Here is a 20,842-nt window from a genome sequence, read left to right as displayed (position 1 = left end):
TAAATGGAACAGAAAAAATATACAGATCAAATTATAACAGAAACAATAGAAAAGAATTTTATGCCCTATGCGATGAGTGTTATTGTCTCGAGAGCCATACCAGAAATTGACGGATTCAAACCTTCACATAGAAAAATTCTATATACCATGTATAAAATGAGGCTATTAAAAGGACCTAAAACTAAGTCTGCTAATGTCGTAGGTCAAACCATGAAACTTAATCCTCACGGGGATCAAGCCATTTATGCTACTTTGGTTAGACTTGCCAAAGGCAATGAAGCACTATTACTACCTTACATTGATTCAAAAGGTAACTTTGGTAAGATCACATCAAGAGATATGAAGTTTGCAGCACCTCGTTATACAGAGGTTAAACTCGAAGAAGTCTGCGAGGAAATCTTCAAGGACATTGATAAAAATACCGTAGATTTCGTAGATAACTATGATGGTACAATGAAGGAGCCAACTTTATTACCGACAACATTTCCTAATATCCTTGCGAATCCAAACAAAGGAATTGCAGTAGGTATGGCGAGTAATTTCCCGAGCTTTAACTTGACTGAACTTTGCGATGCGACCATTGCATTTATTAAAAATCCTGGAGTAGATCTTTTAGACATCATGCCGGCGCCTGATTTTTCAACTGGTGGTAGAATTATTTACAACCGAGAAGATATGCAAAAGATTTACGATGCAGGTGTTGGTTCGTTTAAAGTTAGAGGTAGAATACATTATAACAAGCAAGAAAATATGCTTGAAATTACAGAAATTCCATATACGACTACTGTTGAACAAATCATCGAAAAAATTGTTGATATGATTAAACAAGGTAGAATCAAGGAAATTAACGATATCAGAGACGAAACAGATCTTAAAGGTTTGAAAATTGCGATTGACTTAAAACGCGGCACAGATGCTGACAAATTAATTCCTAAATTATTTAAGTTTACAACCTTAGAAGATAGTTTTCCTTGTAACTTCAATTTACTTATCGGTGGAAAGCCTATGGTCTTAGGCGTTAAAAGCATTCTAACGGAATGGTTACTTTACAGAAGAAACTGTATTTCTAGAAGTGCATTGTACGATATTGATAAGATATCTGAGAAGCTACATTTGTTATACGGTTTAAAGAGTGTCCTATTAGATATTGATATGGCAATCAAAATCATTAGAGAAACAGAGCAAGAAAAACTGGTCGTACCCAATTTGATGGACGCATTTAAAATTGATGAAATACAGTCGAATTTTGTTGCCGATATAAGATTGAGAAATATTAATAAAGAGTATATCCTTGATCGAATCTCTGAAATATCTAATTTAGAAGCTGAAATAGAAAGATTAAGAGACTTAATTAGTAACGAAAAGAAAATCGATAAACTCATCATTAAGGATCTTCAAACTGTATCTAAAAAATATGGGTCTCCTCGAAAAACTGAGTTGGTAACTGAAGAGGAAATTGTAAGACATATTCCTGAAGAGCACATAGAAGATTATAACCTTAAAGTGTTTTTTACTGCGCATAACTATTTAAAGAAAGTCTCTTTGGTATCTTTACGTTCAAGTGGAGAGCATAAAATGAAGGAAGAAGATGAAATACTACAAGAACTTGATGGATCGAATAAAGACGAAATCATCTTTTTTACAAATCAATTTAATGCATATAAAATGAAACTTCATGAGATAGATGATCATCGAGTAAGTAGTTTGGGTGTATATCTTCCTAATATTTTGGAAATGGATCCTGAAGAGGAAGTCGTTTATTGCGTTGTGACAAATGATTTTAGTGGATTTATGATCTTTGGATTTGAGAATGGAAAGGTTGCAAGAGTACCTCTTGAAGCTTATAAAACAAAGACAAATCGAAAAAAACTGGTTAAAGCGTATTCTGATGAAGCAAAACTGGCAAAAATGTTATATTTATCTGAGGAATCGGATTTAACAGCTATTAGAGAATCAAGCAAAGAAATAAGAGCAATTGTATTTAACACCTCACTTGTTACAGAGAAGGTAACCAAAAATACAAAAGGCATTCAAGTCATGAGATTGAAAAAAGGCAGTACAATGTCTGCCCTATTTAAGACAGAACATCATCCATTTGAGAATATTGATCGATTTAGAATATCAGATATTCCTAAATCGGGTGAAGAAATTGATCCACTAGAGAAAATAACTATTAATAAATGGATTAAAGGATAACTAAAGGGGTATACCATTAATCGTAGGTTTGTATATGGAGGTCAAAATGACAAATTGCAAATTATGTAATAATAGTGAGTCTAGAAAAAAAGCATTCAGTGTATTTGTTATTGCTGCACTTGTTGTTTTAATTTTAAAGGTAACCTATGAGTTGAAATACTTGGATTTGATATCAGGTATATTAAAAGTTGAAACCAATAAAAAAACTACAATTCATAAAGTATCAATGAAAGGGCTTTTCTTTATTGGCTTAGTTGGAAGTGATGCTGTATATACTGAAACCATGAACAAAATGGGATGGCACTTTGTTTCTGTTTATGGTAGAGGTATGATTTTCGAAAAAGATGGCTATGAAATTCTCATTAGTAAAAGAACTTACTTTAATAGATATGTAACCTATGAGGTGACTACACGCGAAATTTTTGATTTGATTTAATCATAAATTTAAAGACCTCTGTTATATCTAACAGAGGTCTTTTTTCTATTTTATAAGTTCACACACCTCATTGATCTTGAAAAACTTTGTGGTTATAGTCAATCTCGTTAATATAGATGCTGCTGTTTTCATCTGTCGTATTGATGAAGTTCATCATCATATATAGGAAGGAAATAATTAGAAAGCAGATTTTAAATAACACTGTGGAAATGTCTGAAAATTACGAATTGACTTTCTTTAAAATCCAGTAAAAATTATGTGAAAAAGGTATTGACTCTATCATAACTAGATGTTAATATAAACAAGTCGCTTCACCAAGTAACTTTTGAAGCTGGCAAAACAAAAGAAAATAGCAAATAAAAATTTAAAGTTTCTCTTGACATTAAAAACTAAGTTTGCTATAATCAAATAGCTGTCACCGTTGTAAACACTAACTTTTAAAAGTTATAACTTTACAACTAAGCAGATAAATAGGACCTTGAAAATTGAATAGCGCAAATGAAAAAAACCAAAAAGAATTGAAAAATTCTCGTCAACCTTTTGAGGCTCTAGTAGCAGCAAAAGAAGTGATAAAAAACGGAAACGCTTCTTGGGAAATTGAGAAGCAAAAAAGCAAGTTAGCTCGTTTTGAGATAACAGGCAAAACTTAAAATTAATTTTAAGAGTTTGATCCTGGCTCAGGATGAACGCTGGCGGCGTGCCTAACACATGCAAGTCGAGCGTGATTAAGTGGAGTGGAGACTTCGGTCAAAGCGAAGCTTATGAAAGCGGCGGACGGGTGAGTAACGCGTGGGCAACCTGCCTCATACAAAGGGATAGCCACTGGAAACGGTGATTAATACCTTATAAGTCGGTAGCATCGCATGATGTAGCCGACAAAGATTTATCGGTATGAGATGGGCCCGCGTCTGATTAGCTAGTTGGTAAGGTAACGGCTTACCAAGGCGACGATCAGTAGCCGACCTGAGAGGGTGATCGGCCACACTGGAACTGAGACACGGTCCAGACTCCTACGGGAGGCAGCAGTGGGGAATATTGCACAATGGGCGCAAGCCTGATGCAGCAACGCCGCGTGAGTGATGAAGGCCTTCGGGTTGTAAAACTCTGTCCTATGGGAAGAAACAAATGACGGTACCATAGGAGGAAGCCCCGGCTAACTACGTGCCAGCAGCCGCGGTAATACGTAGGGGGCAAGCGTTATCCGGAATCACTGGGCGTAAAGGGTGCGTAGGCGGCTTATCAAGCCAGGGGTGAAAGGCATTGGCTCAACCAATGTAAGCCTTTGGAACTGATAGGCTTGAGTGCAGGAGAGGTAAGTGGAATTCCTAGTGTAGAGGTGAAATTCGTAGATATTAGGAGGAACACCAGTGGCGAAGGCGACTTACTGGACTGTAACTGACGCTGAGGCACGAAAGCGTGGGTAGCGAACAGGATTAGATACCCTGGTAGTCCACGCCGTAAACGATGAATACTAGGTGTCGGGCGTCAAAACTCGGTGCCGCAGCAAACGCATTAAGTATTCCGCCTGGGGAGTACGCACGCAAGTGTGAAACTCAAAGGAATTGACGGGGACCCGCACAAGCAGCGGAGCATGTGGTTTAATTCGAAGCAACGCGAAGAACCTTACCAGGTCTTGACATCCCTCTGAAGTAGCCTTAGCCGGCTATGTCTTTCGGGACAGAGGAGACAGGTGGTGCATGGTTGTCGTCAGCTCGTGTCGTGAGATGTTGGGTTAAGTCCCGCAACGAGCGCAACCCTTATGTTTAGTTGTCATCAGGTAATGCTGGACCCTCTAGACAGACTGCCGTGGATAACACGGAGGAAGGTGGGGATGACGTCAAATCATCATGCCCCTTATGATCTGGGCTACACACGTGCTACAATGGTCGGTACAACGGGCAGCGAAGTCGTAAGATGGAGCGAATCCTAAAAAGCCGATCCCAGTTCGGATTGTGGGCTGAAACTCGCCCACATGAAGTTGGAGTTGCTAGTAATCGCGAATCAGAATGTCGCGGTGAATGCGTTCCCGGGTCTTGTACACACCGCCCGTCACACCATGGAAGTTGGGGGCGCCCGAAGCCAGTGGCCTAACCGCAAGGAGGGAGCTGTCGAAGGTGAAACCAATGACTGGGGTGAAGTCGTAACAAGGTAGCCGTATCGGAAGGTGCGGCTGGATCACCTCCTTTCTAAGGAGAAATAGACATTTGCGCTGTTCAATTTTGAGGGTCTTAGAGATAAGATGCTTAATTGAATAAAAAACATTAAAAGATGATTTTTTCGGAACGAACATCGAGACAATAGTCTCCTCGAATCGCAAGCGATTCGTACGTTCGACTGAGAAATCTTCGATTTCTCATGGGGGTTTAGCTCAGCTGGGAGAGCACCTGCCTTGCACGCAGGGGGTCAAGAGTTCGAATCTCTTAATCTCCACCATGACAAGTAGTTGATACTTGTGAAAAAACCATGTACCTTGAAAACTGCATATAGAGAAGACATTAAAAAGTGTAGATTTAGATGAGAGTCTAAATCGAAAGAAGTAAAAAACCCGATATTAGTAAAATAATATCAAATGGTCAAGATAATAAGAGCATAGGGCGGATGCCTTGGCACTAGGAGCCGAAGAAGGACGTGGTAAGCTGCGAAAAGCTACGGGGAGCTGCAAGCAAGTGTAGATCCGTAGATATCCGAATGGGGCAACCCGGCTGGAGTAATGTCCAGTCATCCATAACTGAATTCATAGGTTATAGGAAGGGAACTCAGGGAACTGAAACATCTAAGTACCTGAAGGAAGAGAAAACAAAAGTGATTTCCTAAGTAGTGGCGAGCGAACGGGAAATAGCCCAAACCTAAGTCTTCGGACGAAGGGGTGTGGACAGTCGATAAAGTGAAAATGTATCTTAGCAGAACTGCTTGGGAAAGCAGGCCGAAGAGTGTGAGAGCCACGTAAGCGAAAAGAGAAGTATAGCGAGACTGATCCGGAGTACCACGGAGCACGTGAAACTTTGTGGGAAGCAGGCAGGACCATCTGCCAAGGCTAAATACTACCTAGTGACCGATAGTGAATAGTACCGTGAGGGAAAGGTGAAAAGAACCCCGAGAGGGGAGTGAAAAGAACCTGAAACCCTATGTTTACAAGCAATGGAAGTTCGTTAAAGAACGACCATGTACTTTTTGTAGAACGGGCCAACGAGTTACGTTATGCAGCAAGGTTAAGTGCTTCAGGCACGGAGCCGCAGCGAAAGCGAGTCTGAAAAGGGCGAATGAGTTGTATGGCGTAGACCCGAAACCGGGTGACCTATCCATGTGCAGGGTGAAGCGAGGGTAAAACCTCTTGGAGGCCCGAACCCATATCTGTTGAAAAAGGTTGGGATGACATGTGGATAGCGGAGAAATTCCAATCGAACCCGGAGATAGCTGGTTCTCCTCGAAATAGCTTTAGGGCTAGCCTTGAGGTAAAGAGATACGGGGGTAGAGCACTGAATGTCCTAGGGGCTTTCACCGGCTACCGAAGACTATCAAACTCCGAATACCGATATCTTATACTCAGGAGTCAGACTATGTGTGATAAGATTCATAGTCAAAAGGGAAACAGCCCAGACCATCAGCTAAGGTCCCAAAATGTAAGTTAAGTGGAAAAGGATGTGGGATTGCCCAGACAACTAGGATGTTGGCTTAGAAGCAGCCATACATTTAAAGAGTGCGTAATAGCTCACTAGTCGAGTGATCCTGCGCCGAAGATTACCGGGGCTCAAACTTACTACCGAAGCTATGGAATTAGAGTAATCTAATTGGTAGAGGAGCATTGTATACGGGGTGAAGCACGATCGTAAGGACGTGTGGACTGTATAGAAGAGAGAATGTTGGCATGAGTAACGAGAGACGGGTGAGAATCCCGTCCGCCGAAAACCTAAGGTTTCCTGAGGAAGGTTCGTCCGCTCAGGGTAAGTCAGGACCTAAGCCGAGGACGAAAGTCGTAGGCGATGGACAACAGGTAAAGATTCCTGTACCACCGAGAACCGTTTGAGAGAGGGAATGACACAGGAGGTTATGCTAAGCGCACGATTGGTTGAGTGCGTCCAAGCAGCGAGTCTGAGAGGTAGGCAAATCCGCCTCTTGTAAGGGTGAGCTGTGATGGGGAGTGAAAATAGTAGCGAAGTAGCAGATATCACACTGTCGAGAAAAGTTTCTATCGAGGGAGCAGGTGCCTGTACCGTAAACCGACACAGGTAGGAGAGTAGAGAATACTAAGGCGAGCGAGAAAACTATTGTTAAGGAACTCGGCAAAATGACCCCGTAACTTCGGGAGAAGGGGTGCCATCACAGGTTCAGAGCTAGTGGTGGCCGCAGAGGATAGGTCCAAGCGACTGTTTACCAAAAACACAGGTCTCTGCTAAATCGAAAGATGATGTATAGGGGCTGACGCCTGCCCGGTGCTGGAAGGTTAAGGGGAAGTGTTAGAGCAATCGAAGCATAGAACCGAAGCCCCAGTAAACGGCGGCCGTAACTATAACGGTCCTAAGGTAGCGAAATTCCTTGTCGGGTAAGTTCCGACCCGCACGAAAGGCGTAACGATTTGGACGCTGTCTCAACAATAGACTCGGTGAAATTGTAGTACCGGTAAAGATGCCGGTTACCCGCAGCTAGACGGAAAGACCCCGTGGAGCTTTACTGTAGCTTGGCACTGGATAATGGTATATCATGTACAGGATAGGTGGGAGACTTAGAAGTTAGGACGCCAGTCTTAATGGAGTCACCGTTGGGATACCACTCTTGATATAACGTTATTCTAACTGTAATCAGTTACCCTGATTCAGGACAATGTCAGGTGGGCAGTTTGACTGGGGCGGTCGCCTCCTAAAGAGTAACGGAGGCGCCTAAAGGTTCCCTCAGCGCGGTTGGAAATCGCGCGAAGAGTGTAAAGGCAAAAGGGAGCTTGACTGCGAGAGAGACATTTCGAGCAGGTACGAAAGTAGAGCTTAGTGATCCGGTGGCACCGCATGGAAGGGCCATCGCTCAACGGATAAAAGCTACCCCGGGGATAACAGGCTTATCTCCCCCAAGAGTCCACATCGACGGGGAGGTTTGGCACCTCGATGTCGGCTCGTCTCATCCTGGGGCTGAAGTAGGTCCCAAGGGTTGGGCTGTTCGCCCATTAAAGAGGCACGCGAGCTGGGTTCAGAACGTCGTGAGACAGTTCGGTCCCTATCTGCTGTGGGCGTAGGAAATTTGAGAGGAGCTGTCCTTAGTACGAGAGGACCGGGATGGACAAACCTCTGGTGGATCAGTTGTCTTGCCAAAGGCACAGCTGAGTAGCTAAGTTTGGACGGGATAAGCGCTGAAGGCATCTAAGCGCGAAGCCCCCCTTAAGATGAGATTTCCCATCCAGAAATGGAGTAAGACCCCATGAAGATAATGTGGTAATAGGCCTGAGGTGTAAGTGCAGTAATGCATTCAGCTGACAGGTACTAATAGGTCGAGGTCTTGACCAAATTTTTACTAAAACTTTTAATGAATGATCTGTATGTAGTTTTTAGGGTATATGCCTTAAACTGTTGAAACCATCATTTTATGTTGTTTTAATAGAAAGCCTAGTCTATTTACTTTGTAAACAGACCCACGGCTGAATTTGCAAAGCAAATTCATATCTAGTGACGATGGCGGAGGGGCAACACCTGTACCCATACCGAACACAGAAGTAAAGTCCTCCAGCGTCGATGGTACTTAGCGGGCAGCTGCTTGGGAGAGTAGAACGTTGCTAGTTAAAAGTTGTTTTTACAACTTATATTCCAAGGTAGCTCAATGGTGGAGCACTCGGCTGTTAACCGATAGGCTGAGGGTTCGAATCCCTCCCTTGGAGCCATTTTATTTAAAAGTTGCCGTGGTGGCGGAACTGGCAGACGCACAGGACTTAAAATCCTGCGGTGGCGACACCGTACCGGTTCGATTCCGGTCCTCGGCACCAACTTTTATCGCGGAGTGGAGCAGTGGCAGCTCGTTGGGCTCATAACCCAAAGGCCGCAGGTTCGAATCCTGCCTCCGCAACCATGAATATTTTGTTTTAACTTGGCGGCGTAGCTTAGTTGGCTAGAGCGTCCGGTTCATACCCGGAAGGTCGGTGGTTCGAATCCGCCCGCCGCTACCATTTTTACTCTTATTCATGGCCCCTTGGTCAAGCGGTCAAGACACCGCCCTTTCACGGCGGTAACAGGGGTTCGATTCCCCTAGGGGTCACCATTTGGAAGTTTAGCTCAGCTGGGAGAGCATCTGCCTTACAAGCAGAGGGTCATAGGTTCGATCCCTATAACTTCCACCATTTTTGAACTTAGAAATAAGTTCATCGCGGTCCAGTAGTTCAGTTGGTTAGAACGCTAGCCTGTCACGCTAGAGGTCGAGGGTTCGAGTCCCTTCTGGATCGCCATTTATATGCCGGTGTAGCTCAATTGGTAGAGCAACTGACTTGTAATCAGTAGGTCGCGGGTTCGAGTCCCATCACCGGCTCCATTTTTCAAAGTGGAGGGGTTCCCGAGTGGCCAAAGGGGGCGGACTGTAAATCCGTTATCTGAGATTTCGAAGGTTCGAATCCTTCTCCCTCCACCAAAATTTCATTTATGGGTATATTGATTTGTATGTGGAACGGACTTGTTTGGTAAAAAACAAGCAAATTTGGAAGCATGTACATCCACTTGCGGGTGTAGCTCAATGGTAGAGCCCCAGCCTTCCAAGCTGGTTGTGAGAGTTCGATTCTCTTCACCCGCTCCATCAAGACATTGGGGATTCGCCAAGCGGTAAGGCAACGGACTTTGACTCCGTCATTCACAGGTTCAAATCCTGTATCCCCAGCCATTTTTAACGTGATCCATTAGCTCAGTCGGTAGAGCACCTGACTTTTAATCAGGGTGTCCCGCGTTCGAGTCGCGGATGGATCACCATTTTCATCAAGGTCCATTAGCTTAGTTGGTAGAGCACCTGACTCTTAATCAGGGGGTCCAGAGTTCGAGTCTCTGATGGACCACCAACAAGTTATTTTTTAAGGAGAGGTACCGAAGCGGTCATAACGGGGCGGTCTTGAAAACCGTTAGGGTGCAAGCCCACGTGGGTTCGAATCCCACCCTCTCCGCCATAAAATTTTGGAGAAGTACTCAAGTGGCTGAAGAGGCTCCCCTGCTAAGGGAGTAGGTCTCGACAAGGGGCGCGAGGGTTCAAATCCCTCCTTCTCCGCCAATTTCTTTATGGAACATTATGCAAGAGTAATCTTGCTAGGATGCTCAGAGGGCCATTAGCTCAGTTGGTTAGAGCATCCGGCTCATAACCGGATGGTCCGGGGTTCGAGTCCCTGATGGCCCACCATTAATACAATAGGGGTGTAGCTCAGCTGGTAGAGCAGCGGTCTCCAAAACCGCGTGTCGTGGGTTCGAAGCCTGTCACCCCTGCCATTCAATTTTATATTTATCTTCGGGGTGTAGCGCAGTTTGGTAGCGCATCTGGTTTGGGACCAGAGGGCCGCGGGTTCAAATCCTGCCACCCCGACCATTTTCAATAATTGTGGGCGTATAGCTCAGCTGGTTAGAGCGCACGCCTGATAAGCGTGAGGTCGGTGGTTCGAGTCCACTTATGCCCACCACAATTATGCCCAGATAGCTCAGTCGGTAGAGCAGGGGACTGAAAATCCCCGTGTCGGTGGTTCGATTCCGCCTCTGGGCACCATTAACAAACTTAGGTTTGTTTTTTTTTTTTACTAAAAAAACTAGTTAAGTTAAGCTTAACTAGTTTTAATTATTTATTCTCAGTTTCATTTGTGGTTAAAAGTCTAAGACATCAAATTCATAGATTTTTTTTCTGAAGTGAGATGGATATTAAATTGTAAGACTTAAAGAGGGTATAAAAAACTGTTGTAATAAATGATCTAATACATAATAAATATTATCCCTTATTAGTTCGTCGTTAAAAACCATTAATGATGAATGCTTTTCTTCATCAGAACAGGACTCAAAAGATTTGCTATAGAGGAGATTAGAGTTAAAGAATCCGTAATTATTTCCTCTAGGATCTGAAAACTGATTAAAATATAGCTTACACTGCAGACTATTATTTGAGTAATATAAATAATATGAGGGATCATCAAGCTGAAAATCTAGTAATGATATTTTATCATTAAGTGTAATCCCAACTTCAATATAAGATTTTTTAAGTTTAATAGAATTGATATATGACTTAATAGAGAGTATTTTAAATTGAGCTGGGGCAAATTCTTGAATGCTGTGTGTGATCTTTAAAAGAGGAACCATATTAATTATATCTTCATAATTATGAAGCAGTATACTATGCTTCATTTTATCGGATTTTGTTTCCAAATAGGCTTGGTAAAGCAAAATACTATCTTTACCTGATATGGTATCTTCACGATGGATGCCTACGGCCTTTTCAACAGATTTAAGCTTTGAATTAGGTAACTTTAGAACCTCCTGATACTGCTTTGCAATTCGGTATAGATCAATATTGGCAGACTTATTAAGTATAAATGAAAGGTTGTAATGATTAATCCTAGCATTTATAAACGGAAAGTCAAAAGAGTTGCCATTAAAACTAATATAATAATCAATATCATTCTCTTTTATATACTGTTTTAAGTACATCAAGATTTCTTTCTCGGATAAGTAATCCTGATTAAAGAGCTGCAATGCTTCACCAGTTAATACATTTTTCTTGAAAAGTATTAGTCCAATTAAAATAATTCTGTTTTTATGTGATAAACCATCTGTCTCAATATCAATAAATAGGATATTAGAGTGATTGAGTGTTGGATGGCCAGTCCATGTGATTGGATATTTTAAGATTTCCATAATTTATTCTCCATAATATATTTCTATTTAAGTCTACATGTTTTTACAAAGTGGGTCAACATTGGATTAGTTTCTTGCATTTTGTTATATTATTGCAATTATACTAGCTTTACATATGAAATTATGTTAATATATATTCGGTGTACTATCTTATTGTAAGCGAGGATCTAAATGGTTACTTTTAACACCTTTAAAAGAGGATTAACAAACGGATTTAAAACTTTGTGGCTTCTATCTAAAATATTAGTACCTGTCTATTTGATCGTTACAATTATTCGATTAACACCAATAATTGATTGGATTGCTTTTATATTTAAACCGATAATGTTTGCATTTGGTTTACCAGGAGAAGCTGCAATTGTCCTAGTACTAGGTAATACTTTAAATTTATATGCTGCGTTAGGTGCAATTGCGTCTTTAACTTTAACCGCTAAACAAATCACGATTCTTGCCATTATGCTAGGTTTTTCACATTCATTAATCGTTGAAACTGCGGTATTAAGAAAACTCAATGTCAAGCCATGGCAAGCGATTTCTTTCAGAGTAAGCTTGGGAATCGTAAGTGGCATCATCATGAATTTAGTTCTTTAGATTAAGGTGGTGAGTAGATGACATTCTTAAATGATTTTTATACATTAGGTATATTGGGCAGTCTCGAATCCATCTGGGGTATTGCAAAAATTGTTATACCTTTAATGTTATTTATGGAGATTGCAAAAGATATTAAGCTCCTTGATTGGATTGGAAAATTATTTAAACCGATCACCAAACTTATAAAGGCAGATGAGCATTCTGCATTTCCTTTAACAGTAGGATTTATTTTTGGTATTTCTTATGGTGCTGGCGTATTAATTAAAACATCTGAAGATGGAGAAATAAGCAAGACAAGTTTGTTTATCATTTCAGTATTCCTTGCAGCTTGTCATGCTATTGTTGAAGACACATTATTGTTCGTAGCAGTGGGAGCAAATGGCATTATTGTTGTTCTCGTTCGTGTACTAGTTGCTTTTCTATCAGCGATGATAATATCTAGGTTTATTATTAGAGAAAGTTAAATCTGGGGGGAAATATGAGAGAGATTGCAATCAATGAACTAAAAGTGGGGGAGTGTCTTTCAAAAGACATTTATAATGATTTAGGCAATATTATTCTAGCTCAGGGAACAGAAATCAATTCTAGGCATCTAGAGTACTTTAGAAATCATGGGATTGATTATGTCTATATTGATGATAATTTAAATGAAGAAAAAACAATCTTAAGTGCTCGAATCTATGCTGATGATAAGTACAGAGATCTAAATACGAATTATGGTGTGGTATTACATCGGTTTAAAATGATGTATAATCAAGTTCAAAATAAAGATTTTAACTTTGACGTTAAAACACTTGAAGAAGAAATAAAGCCATTAGTAGACGCTTTAATCGCTGATAATGATATTTTGGGTAGTATGCGATTGCTTTCTTTTAAAGAGAGCTATCATTATACACATGCAGTCAATGTATCTATGATGGGAGCAATGCTTGGGAAATGGCTTGGATTAGATAAAAAAATGATCTATACGATAGCTTTGGCAGGTTTATTACATGATATTGGAAAATCACAGGTACCAGAAGAAATACTAAGTAAAAAGGAAAGATTATCACTTTCTGAATTAAATATGGTTAGATCTCATGCGAGATTGGGTTATGATATGTTAAAAGATTCTACAACTATTCCGAGAGACGTGCTAGCTGCAATCCTGTTTCATCATGAAAGAAGCGACGGCAGTGGCTATCCGAGTGGATTAAAAGAAGATCAAACACCTTATATTGCTCGCATTATCGGTGTTGTTGATGTATTTGATGCGATTACATCAGATAGAATATACAAAAAAGGCGTATCGTCTTTTAAAGCCTTCAATATAATTAAAGATGAAAGCTTCAGAGGACTAGATCCAACGATTTCAGATGTATTTATGTCTAATATTGCTTCCTACTTCATTAATAATAAGGTAAGATTAACGGATGGTAGAATTGGAGAAATCGTTTATGTAAATAAATTTGCATTGAATCGACCATTAGTTAAAACCAAAGATACATTTGTTGATTTGGCGTCTGATTACTCAATAGACATTGAAGAAGTATTGATGCAACATCACTAATTTTAGCTCATAAAAAAGCCCCTCATTTTCAAATGAAGGGGCTTTGTTTATAAGATGAGTTTAAGTGTTTATTTATAGACACCAGCTTCAAAAATCTCTTTGACTTCATTGTAATTAGTCGTTTTACCTAGCGCAAGCATGAGTTTTATTCTTGATTTTTGTCCGTTTAAATTACCGCCAAAAATCGCACCTAAGTCTCTTAAATTTTTGCCTCCACCTGGATATCCGTAACTATCGAGGACACGCCCCATTGGACAACGTGATACGATAACGACAGGTAAATCTTTTTTTATTGCATTGTCGATTCCTTCAACCATCTCAGGAGGTACGTTTCCACGTCCCATAGCCTCAATTACAAATCCTTTTGTTCCGTTGGCAATGGCGTAGTTCATCAGCGTTGAATCACATCCAACACAGGCTTTTAAAAGCATTATATTAGATTCATATTGATCTGTTTCAATATGGTCGTGTTTGATAATGTTACGATAGAAGATGACCTCGTCATTATCAACAATCCCAAGAGGACCAAATTCAAGTGATTTGAAGGTATCAAGCGATAACGTATGTGTCTTAGTCGTTTCTCTTGCAGAGTTTACCTCATTATTTAAAACAATCAATACACCTTTGTTGATTGACTCTTCTGACACAGCTGTACATATTGCAGAGGATAAATTGCTAGGACCATCATAGCCAAGTTCTGAGCTATTACGCATTGCAGCTACAAAGATAATAGGTTTGCTACTATTGATATTTAAGTCAAGGAAATATGCGGTCTCTTCTAAAGAATCCGTACCATGAGTAATGACAACGCCATCGATGTCAGGACGTTGAATGGTTTCTTTAACCAATGTCGCGAGTTCCCAGATATGTGTCGGTGTCATATGTGGTCCTGGATAACTACCAAAAGTAATTATTTCAATATCTGCAATTCTATCGATATTGGTGACCATAGACATGATTTCTTCACTAGACAGCGCTGGGATTGCAGCAGCAAGTCTTTCGTCAACTTTCATAGATATTGTTCCACCAGTGAAAATAACAGCAACGCGTTTTTTCATCAAAACCTCCGAATAAATATTTAATTTTTATAAAAAATTTTTATTTAATCCAAAATTATTATATAATATTGTGATGGAGAATTAAAGGACTATAACAGAAATGTAAAGGAGTTTAACGTGGCTATTTACTTAGATCATGCATCAACCACCCCATTATCTAATGAGGTTAAAAATATAATTAACGAATCTCTAGACCTTTATGGCAATCCTTCCTCGCTTCATGGGTTGGGAGTTGCATCTGAACGTGTCATCAAACAAGTTAAGAAAAATCTTGCAGATTTAATTAATGCAAGTGAAAATAACATCATCTTTACTTCTGGTGGTACAGAGGCAAATAATCTTGCAGTACTAGGAATGGCCAGAAAACGTAAAACAGGTAAAATCATTACATCTGTAATAGAGCACCCATCAGTATTATCTAGTGTGGAACAATTAGAAAAGGAAGGCTATGAAACCGCTTATATAGGTATTAAAAATGATGGTATTTTAAATTTAGAACAATTGGCATCTGAGTTAACGACAGATACACTTGTAGTAAGCATTATGATGATCAATAATGAGATAGGTACAGTTCAGCCAATAAAAGTAATATCGGACATCATTAAAAAGTTCAACGAACAAAATGGTGTAAAGATAAAATTCCATGTAGATGCAGTTCAAGCTTTTGGAAAAGTTCAAATTGATGTCAAACAAATGGGGATCGATGCCCTCAGTGTAAGTGCACATAAAATAAATGGATTAAAGGGAAGTGGCGCCCTTTATTTAACTTCTCAGAGCCAGATTAATCCATTGGTTTATGGTGGTCAGCAGGAATTTGCACTTCGTCCTGGAACTGAGAATTTATTAGGAATCATTGCTTTTGGTGAGGCTATGCGAAATGCTTACTCAAGTTTAGATGCTAATTATTCACATGTCTCCGCTTTAAAGAAGCGATTTATTGAAATTATCGGTAATGATAATAATATAGTGATTAATTCACCAAATGATTTTCCATACATTTTAAATATAAGTGTCTTAGGCGTAAAAGGTGAAGTCCTACTTCATTCCTTAGAAATGAAATCTGTCTATGTATCTACTGGAGCAGCATGTTCTTCTAAAAAGAAAAATCAATCACATGTCCTTCAAGCGTTGAAACTAAATGATGCTAGTTTAGACAGCGCAATAAGGATTAGTTTTGGAAAAGAGAACAGTATGGAAGACATTGAAATGGCGGCCAACTGGTTACTAGAGATTTCAGGATCACTTAGAACCATAATGAAAATGAAAAAGCGTTAAGCTTTAGATAGAAAGGTAATTACGTATGAAAGAGATGTTATTAGTTAGATATGGTGAGATTGCATTAAAAGGAAAAAATATAAGAACCTTTGAAAGAAAACTAATCAGCAATATTAGAAAGGCAATTTCTGATATTCCTGATACAATTATTCATGATCAAAGAGGTCGTGTCGTTATAGAACATGAATTACAGGATCAAGAGGCATTAATTAAGGCTGTTACAAAAGTGTTTGGAATTGTTTCGGTAAGTCCTGCAACAAGATTAGATCGTGATATTGAAGCGATTAAAGAGGGTTGTTTGAATTTACTAAAAAAAATGATTGATGAAAATGGTGTTAAATCTTTCAAAGTTGAAGCTAGGAGAGCCGATAAGCATTATCCTTTAAATTCTCCAGAAATAAATCATACTGTTGGCGGTTATTTATTTAAAAACCTACAGCCTATTCGAGTGGATGTAAACAACCCTGAAGTCGTTATTCACATAGAAATAAGAGACTATGCTTATGTCTTTATAAAAAAAATCCCGGGATTAGGCGGTATGCCTTATGGTAGTGCGGGAAAGGGCATGTTACTCTTATCAGGTGGAATAGATAGTCCAGTTGCAGGTTACTTGATGGCGAGAAGAGGGTTAGAGCTTGAGGCAGTTCATTTTCATTCATTCCCATTTACAAGTGAAAGAGCAATGGAAAAAGTTATCGATTTGGCAAAGCGTTTGACTTACTATACTGAGAATTTAAGAATCCATAGTATCAACATATTAGAAATTCAAAAGGCAATTAATGAGCATTGTCCATCAGAAGAGAGTACAATATTAGCTAGAAGCTTTATGATGAAAATTGCTGAAAAAATTTCAGAGAAATCCAGATGTAAAGGTTTGATTACCGGCGAAAACCTTGGTCAAGTGGCTAGCCAAACCATTGAGGGAATGACGGTTACAAATAGTATGGTGGACATACCCGTATTTAGACCACTTGTCGCTTATGATAAAAATGATATTATCGACGTCGCAAGAAAAATAGATACATTTGAAACTAGTATTTTGCCGTTTGAAGACTGCTGTACTATTTTCTTACCAGATCGTGTAGTAACAAAGCCTAGACTTGAGAAAATTGAAGCTTCCTTATCTAAATTAAACGTAGATGAGCTAATTGATGAAGCGATTAGGCAAAAAGAAGCAATCATTGTGGTTAAAGGTGAAGTTACTTCTAGATTCCATCCAAATCTAGATTCAAAATAGTGAGCGTATTATTTTGAGTATAAGAAATATTTCGTAAAAGGAAATGTTGATCTATAGGGATCGCTAAACTAAAAACTCGTAAGTCATTTGACTTACGAGTTTTTTTGCTTCAATCGATCTGTTCTTAAACACCAATCATTGATAAATGAGTATTAGTAGATTTTTTAAAGCTCTAATCGTTTTATCTAGATGTTAAGGTGTTGTGGTCATAGCATCCAGTTCTTCTGTCGTATAATTTGGTATGTTACCTATTCTATCTGCTGTTATAATATCACCACTTGCCAATGTTACCGAACCGTCAAGATTAATCTTTGCACCAACGGTTAAGACTAAAGTAGAACCATCTGAAAGTATGATTGGATATGGTCTTTGTACGAATAAAGTGCCATCTACCAATCTTACAGTAGGTTTAACTCCAAGGTAGGAATCTGAAGTAGGTTCTTCAGTTGTCTGTGCCTCAGTGTGTATGTCACATTCCTCAGTTGGTAAGTCGTATTGGCTGTCCTTAAGAATTATTGGATTGCCTCTTGAATCTAGGTTTTCTTCAGGATTATAAGGTATTGGACGCTTAACAAATAATCTACTTTCTACAAGGGTCGTTGGACAATTCGCAGTCGCAAGCTTACCACTCTCAGTACAAATATCAGCCATGACATGAACGTCATCAACCTCCGTTGGTTCTGTTCCTCTTAAGAAAATTTCTGTACGAACGGTTCCTCTTGGATCCAAAGCAGAAAGTTCGCTCGGTAATTTACCAGAGATAATATCTACAGTTGCAGTGACAATACCAGATGGTACGTCAAATTGCTTTGGTTCGAAATCAGCATGTACTTCAGACATAACCGTTTTCCAAAACTGAGCAGCAATTCTGGAACCTTGATCTAGAGGAATGTTGACGTCATTACCAAACCAAACACCACCAACATAGTATGGTGTATAACCAATAAACCATGCATCGATGTTACTAGAAGTTGTCCCCGTTTTACCTGCAACTGAGATAATATCATTATTAGCAGACAGTTTTGCAGGTGTTGCAACCCCAGACTCAACTGAAGTTTTCATCATATCTTGAACGATATATGCAACATTTTCGTCAACAACATAAGTTTGCTTGCTTTCATTTTGTAATAGTATTTCACCTTTACTGTTCTTAACTGTTTTATATGTGATAACGTCGTTTAGAACGCCTTTGTTTGCAATTGCGCCATACGCATTAGTTAAGTCCAATGGTGTAACGCCTTTGGTCATACCACCAAGAGCAACCGCAGCAATATTTGCATCACTCGTACCACCAGAGGTAACTAAAGTAGAAATACCGAATTTTTGTAAATATTCAAGGGAGGTATCAACCCCTAAATCTTGAGCAATCAGTGCGGCAGTAACGTTTATTGACCACTGAACAGATTCTCTTAGAGTAACAAGACCCCAATGCTTGTAATATTGGCTGTATGCTTCATACCAGTTTAGTGGCCATCTGACACTTGGATCACCAAGTAAGTACACTGGACGGTCATCCGTTACGGTTGCAGCTGTATAACGACCAGAGTCGATAGCTGGAGTGAATACAGATAGCGGTTTAATAGATGATCCTGGTTGTCTTGGGTTAATTGCGCGGTTGAATACACGTTGGCCTGTGATGTTTCTACCACCCACAAGTGCCTTTAACTCGCCTGTGTGATAATCGATGATAACCATAGCGGATTGTGGCTGGATAACACCTTTGTCAGCGATTACATAATCGCCTTTTGAAACGAGTAGGTTTTGGTTGGCATCAATAGTAAAGAAATCTGGATCTTCAACTAAAAATGCCTTATCAATAATGACATTGCTATCGTCATCAAAGCTTTTGTACTCATTTGGCACTAAAACATCTTTGCCTTCATACGTATAAAGCTCGTTAACATTATATTTTCCACTTGCTAATTTCTCATTTTCTGAACCGTTGTCACCATATGTGAAAGTCTCTCTCACAACCATTTGGATGCTAACAAGTTGATCATCTTGGTAATGAGGGTAGAAGTACATTCTTTTATTTTTCAAAAGCACGAGATTGCCGTTGTCATCAAATTTATAGTCTGATGAAGGGATAATAAAGTTATCATCATTGTCTATCAAATTGGATTGTTTATAAATGATTAAACGTTTGCTTTCTTCAGAAATAATGTTACCTTGATTATCGAGTAATACGGTAACTTTTGGGAAGTCTTCGCTGTTTATTAAATAGCCTAAATCGTAAAGTGCTTGTTTAAGTAGGATAACTTCATCGCTATTTACACCTTTTTTATAAGCGTCAAGTGTGAATACACTCGTATCCATTCCCGATAATTCTTTAATTTTAGATAAAGTGTTTGGACCTGCAGCGCCATCTACAGACAAACCATTGTCCTTTTGGAAAGCTCTAACAGCAACTGCTGTTGATTCTCCATAATAAGGCGTGAAGTTGTCAATCGCATAATGGCTTTCTAATGTTTTTTGCATATCGAAATCAATCGTTGATTCTATCGTTAAGCCACCAGTATAAAGCAAATTAGTCGCTTCTTCTTTTGTGTAGCCATATTTTTCGATTAAATCTTCGGTTACTTCATCTTTAACCATATCTGCAAAGAAAGAAGTGATTTCATCTTGTGATGTTTTACCAGGATGAATCATCGTTTTTAAATCAACCGTTTTTGCGTATTCATACTCTGCATCTGTAATTTTGTTGTTTTCATGCATGAGATAAATTGATGTTAAATATCTATCTTCACATTTTGGATTGTAAATAAGTGTATAAAGAGGATCCGTGTCATCGATGACATAATCGTCTTCTGTAACATCAACCTTAGCTACTGTTAGCATTGGTGGATAAACAGATGGCGATTTTACGATCCCTGCTAATAATGCAGCCTCAATATAATTTACCTCTGATGCACTTTTAGAGAAATAGGCTTGTGAAGCGGCTTCGACCCCGTTTGAGTTTGATCCCAAATAAACAAGGTTGAGGTATCCTTCAATAATTTGCTCTTTTGTAAGGTATTTTTCAAGCTCTATTGCGTAATATGCTTCCTTAACTTTACGATCAATATCTCTCTCACTTCTTATATTGTAGAGATATATATTTCTTGCAAGCTGTTGTGTAATCGTACTCGTGCCACCTAGTCGCTTGCCTGTGAGCACTGTATCTTTAACTGCACCGAAAAGTCGAACGAAGTTAAAGCCATTGTGTTCGAAGAAGGTTTTGTCTTCTACTGCGACGAAGGCATTTATCAAATCTTTGCTCATATCATTGTATTTAATGACGGTTCTTAAACCTTGATTCTGTATATGCTCCAGAATTCGACCATCTCCATCTACGATAACTGAGTTTTCAGTCAATGAGCTAGCGACTTGATCTGGATTAATTGGCTCAATGTCCTTTAATACAGATGTGACGTATAGGTAAACACCTGCTGCGCCTATGACACCACCGACGATCATGACAATCAGTGCAATTTTCAAAACATTTATCAATGAGCTCTTCTTCTTTTTACCTTTTTGATTGCTGGATTTTCCTGGACGTTGAGGGGATTGACCAGGGACTACTTTCTTTGTGCTTTCCATTAAAACCTCCTGATGCTACGATTGCGCAGTGCGCAAAAGTCTACAAAGTATTATAACATATTTGATGTTGGACGACCTAAT

Annotated in this window: 11 protein-coding genes, 21 tRNA genes and 3 rRNA genes; 32 read left to right on the top strand and 3 right to left on the bottom strand. The window is 39.4% G+C overall.

Annotated features, from left to right (window positions below; all coding sequences use genetic code 11):
• Positions 1 to 3: 3 nt before the first annotated feature.
• The 27 genes from AC4PID_RS02785 (at position 4) to AC4PID_RS02655 (ending at position 10,336) form a co-directional block, all read left to right on the top strand.
• The gene (locus tag AC4PID_RS02785) at positions 4 to 2,196 is read left to right on the top strand and encodes a DNA gyrase subunit A (protein ID WP_492134047.1); all 2,193 of its coding nucleotides are present in this window, start codon (positions 4 to 6) and stop codon (positions 2,194 to 2,196) included.
• Positions 2,197 to 2,242: 46 nt separating this feature from the next.
• Entirely contained in the window at positions 2,243 to 2,632 is a 390-nt protein-coding gene (locus tag AC4PID_RS02780; protein ID WP_492134046.1) for a hypothetical protein, read from the top strand.
• Positions 2,633 to 3,117: 485 nt separating this feature from the next.
• Complete coding sequence (locus AC4PID_RS02775; protein WP_492134045.1) at positions 3,118 to 3,282, top strand: hypothetical protein; 165 nt, start codon at positions 3,118 to 3,120, stop codon at positions 3,280 to 3,282.
• A 4-nt stretch (positions 3,283 to 3,286) separates the two neighbouring features.
• Positions 3,287 to 4,818, top strand: a 16S ribosomal RNA gene (locus AC4PID_RS02770).
• 171 nt (positions 4,819 to 4,989) lie between these two features.
• Positions 4,990 to 5,065: transfer RNA gene (locus tag AC4PID_RS02765), tRNA-Ala, on the top strand.
• Between the two features lie 138 nt (positions 5,066 to 5,203).
• Positions 5,204 to 8,121 (top strand): 23S ribosomal RNA (locus AC4PID_RS02760).
• 155 nt (positions 8,122 to 8,276) lie between these two features.
• Positions 8,277 to 8,393, top strand: a 5S ribosomal RNA gene (gene rrf, locus AC4PID_RS02755).
• Together the 16S, 23S and 5S rRNA genes with 21 tRNA genes alongside form the textbook arrangement of a ribosomal RNA operon.
• Positions 8,394 to 8,417: 24 nt before the next feature.
• Positions 8,418 to 8,492, top strand: a tRNA-Asn gene (locus tag AC4PID_RS02750).
• Between the two features lie 15 nt (positions 8,493 to 8,507).
• Positions 8,508 to 8,594 (top strand) — tRNA-Leu (locus AC4PID_RS02745).
• An 8-nt stretch (positions 8,595 to 8,602) separates the two neighbouring features.
• Positions 8,603 to 8,677 (top strand) — tRNA-Met (locus AC4PID_RS02740).
• 20 nt (positions 8,678 to 8,697) lie between these two features.
• Positions 8,698 to 8,774, top strand: a tRNA-Met gene (locus tag AC4PID_RS02735).
• A 17-nt stretch (positions 8,775 to 8,791) separates the two neighbouring features.
• Positions 8,792 to 8,866, top strand: a tRNA-Glu gene (locus AC4PID_RS02730).
• Between the two features lie 3 nt (positions 8,867 to 8,869).
• Positions 8,870 to 8,945 (top strand) — tRNA-Val (locus AC4PID_RS02725).
• A 28-nt stretch (positions 8,946 to 8,973) separates the two neighbouring features.
• Positions 8,974 to 9,050 (top strand) — tRNA-Asp (locus AC4PID_RS02720).
• Between the two features lie 7 nt (positions 9,051 to 9,057).
• A tRNA-Thr gene (locus tag AC4PID_RS02715) sits at positions 9,058 to 9,133 on the top strand.
• An 11-nt stretch (positions 9,134 to 9,144) separates the two neighbouring features.
• Positions 9,145 to 9,229: transfer RNA gene (locus AC4PID_RS02710), tRNA-Tyr, on the top strand.
• A gap of 88 nt (positions 9,230 to 9,317) precedes the next feature.
• A tRNA-Gly gene (locus tag AC4PID_RS02705) sits at positions 9,318 to 9,391 on the top strand.
• Between the two features lie 9 nt (positions 9,392 to 9,400).
• Positions 9,401 to 9,475, top strand: a tRNA-Gln gene (locus AC4PID_RS02700).
• 10 nt (positions 9,476 to 9,485) lie between these two features.
• Positions 9,486 to 9,561: transfer RNA gene (locus AC4PID_RS02695), tRNA-Lys, on the top strand.
• A gap of 10 nt (positions 9,562 to 9,571) precedes the next feature.
• Positions 9,572 to 9,647: transfer RNA gene (locus AC4PID_RS02690), tRNA-Lys, on the top strand.
• A 16-nt stretch (positions 9,648 to 9,663) separates the two neighbouring features.
• A tRNA-Ser gene (locus AC4PID_RS02685) sits at positions 9,664 to 9,752 on the top strand.
• Positions 9,753 to 9,761: 9 nt separating this feature from the next.
• Positions 9,762 to 9,853, top strand: a tRNA-Ser gene (locus AC4PID_RS02680).
• A gap of 49 nt (positions 9,854 to 9,902) precedes the next feature.
• A tRNA-Ile gene (locus AC4PID_RS02675) sits at positions 9,903 to 9,979 on the top strand.
• Positions 9,980 to 9,989: 10 nt separating this feature from the next.
• Positions 9,990 to 10,065: transfer RNA gene (locus AC4PID_RS02670), tRNA-Trp, on the top strand.
• A 20-nt stretch (positions 10,066 to 10,085) separates the two neighbouring features.
• A tRNA-Pro gene (locus AC4PID_RS02665) sits at positions 10,086 to 10,162 on the top strand.
• A gap of 14 nt (positions 10,163 to 10,176) precedes the next feature.
• Positions 10,177 to 10,253: transfer RNA gene (locus AC4PID_RS02660), tRNA-Ile, on the top strand.
• Positions 10,254 to 10,260: 7 nt separating this feature from the next.
• Positions 10,261 to 10,336 (top strand) — tRNA-Phe (locus AC4PID_RS02655).
• A 149-nt stretch (positions 10,337 to 10,485) separates the two neighbouring features.
• On the opposite strand, the gene AC4PID_RS02650 is transcribed toward AC4PID_RS02655, so the two are convergent.
• A complete protein-coding gene (locus AC4PID_RS02650; protein ID WP_492134044.1) occupies positions 10,486 to 11,472 on the bottom strand; it encodes a ribonuclease H-like domain-containing protein in 987 nt (328 codons plus the stop codon).
• 171 nt (positions 11,473 to 11,643) lie between these two features.
• On the opposite strand from AC4PID_RS02650, the gene AC4PID_RS02645 reads away from it, so the two are divergent.
• From AC4PID_RS02645 to AC4PID_RS02635, 3 genes are read left to right on the top strand one after another with little or no spacing between them, the layout of a single operon-like run.
• Positions 11,644 to 12,063 carry a nucleoside recognition domain-containing protein gene (locus tag AC4PID_RS02645; RefSeq protein WP_492134043.1) on the top strand — a complete coding sequence of 140 codons (420 nt, stop codon included), beginning with the start codon at positions 11,644 to 11,646 and terminating at the stop codon, positions 12,061 to 12,063.
• Positions 12,064 to 12,080: 17 nt separating this feature from the next.
• Positions 12,081 to 12,527 carry a nucleoside recognition domain-containing protein gene (locus AC4PID_RS02640; RefSeq protein ID WP_492134042.1) on the top strand — a complete coding sequence of 149 codons (447 nt, stop codon included), beginning with the start codon at positions 12,081 to 12,083 and terminating at the stop codon, positions 12,525 to 12,527.
• A 14-nt stretch (positions 12,528 to 12,541) separates the two neighbouring features.
• The gene (locus AC4PID_RS02635; protein WP_492134041.1) at positions 12,542 to 13,612 is read left to right on the top strand and encodes an HD-GYP domain-containing protein; all 1,071 of its coding nucleotides are present in this window, start codon (positions 12,542 to 12,544) and stop codon (positions 13,610 to 13,612) included.
• A 68-nt stretch (positions 13,613 to 13,680) separates the two neighbouring features.
• Here AC4PID_RS02635 and AC4PID_RS02630 read toward each other — a convergent pair whose 3' ends face one another.
• Positions 13,681 to 14,670, bottom strand: a complete 990-nt coding sequence (locus tag AC4PID_RS02630) for an asparaginase (protein ID WP_492134040.1) — start codon at positions 14,668 to 14,670, stop codon at positions 13,681 to 13,683.
• A 117-nt stretch (positions 14,671 to 14,787) separates the two neighbouring features.
• Between AC4PID_RS02630 and AC4PID_RS02625 the strand changes: the two genes are divergently transcribed.
• The gene (locus AC4PID_RS02625; protein WP_492134039.1) at positions 14,788 to 15,945 is read left to right on the top strand and encodes a cysteine desulfurase family protein; all 1,158 of its coding nucleotides are present in this window, start codon (positions 14,788 to 14,790) and stop codon (positions 15,943 to 15,945) included.
• Between the two features lie 25 nt (positions 15,946 to 15,970).
• Positions 15,971 to 17,182 (top strand): tRNA uracil 4-sulfurtransferase ThiI, encoded by a 1,212-nt coding sequence (gene thiI / locus AC4PID_RS02620; RefSeq protein ID WP_492134038.1) that lies wholly within the window; start codon positions 15,971 to 15,973, stop codon positions 17,180 to 17,182.
• 192 nt (positions 17,183 to 17,374) lie between these two features.
• Here thiI and AC4PID_RS02615 read toward each other — a convergent pair whose 3' ends face one another.
• On the bottom strand, positions 17,375 to 20,761 hold the full coding sequence (locus tag AC4PID_RS02615) for a transglycosylase domain-containing protein (RefSeq protein WP_492134037.1): 3,387 nt from the start codon (positions 20,759 to 20,761) through the stop codon (positions 17,375 to 17,377).
• Between the last annotated feature and the right edge of the window lie 81 nt (positions 20,762 to 20,842).

The sequence above is a fragment of the Fusibacter sp. QWL-12 genome, from assembly GCF_058683495.1.
Note: the sequence above shows the minus strand (reverse complement) of the source record. Positions and strands in the feature narration are given on the sequence as shown.

Coding starts and splice junctions, on each gene's coding strand:
- AC4PID_RS02785 (WP_492134047.1), top strand. CDS start 4: ATGGAACAGAAAAAATATACAGATCAAATTATAACAGAAACAATAGAA.
- AC4PID_RS02780 (WP_492134046.1), top strand. CDS start 2,243: ATGACAAATTGCAAATTATGTAATAATAGTGAGTCTAGAAAAAAAGCA.
- AC4PID_RS02650 (WP_492134044.1), bottom strand. CDS start 11,472: ATGGAAATCTTAAAATATCCAATCACATGGACTGGCCATCCAACACTC.
- AC4PID_RS02645 (WP_492134043.1), top strand. CDS start 11,644: ATGGTTACTTTTAACACCTTTAAAAGAGGATTAACAAACGGATTTAAA.
- AC4PID_RS02640 (WP_492134042.1), top strand. CDS start 12,081: ATGACATTCTTAAATGATTTTTATACATTAGGTATATTGGGCAGTCTC.
- AC4PID_RS02635 (WP_492134041.1), top strand. CDS start 12,542: ATGAGAGAGATTGCAATCAATGAACTAAAAGTGGGGGAGTGTCTTTCA.
- AC4PID_RS02630 (WP_492134040.1), bottom strand. CDS start 14,670: ATGAAAAAACGCGTTGCTGTTATTTTCACTGGTGGAACAATATCTATG.
- thiI (WP_492134038.1), top strand. CDS start 15,971: ATGAAAGAGATGTTATTAGTTAGATATGGTGAGATTGCATTAAAAGGA.
- AC4PID_RS02615 (WP_492134037.1), bottom strand. CDS start 20,761: ATGGAAAGCACAAAGAAAGTAGTCCCTGGTCAATCCCCTCAACGTCCA.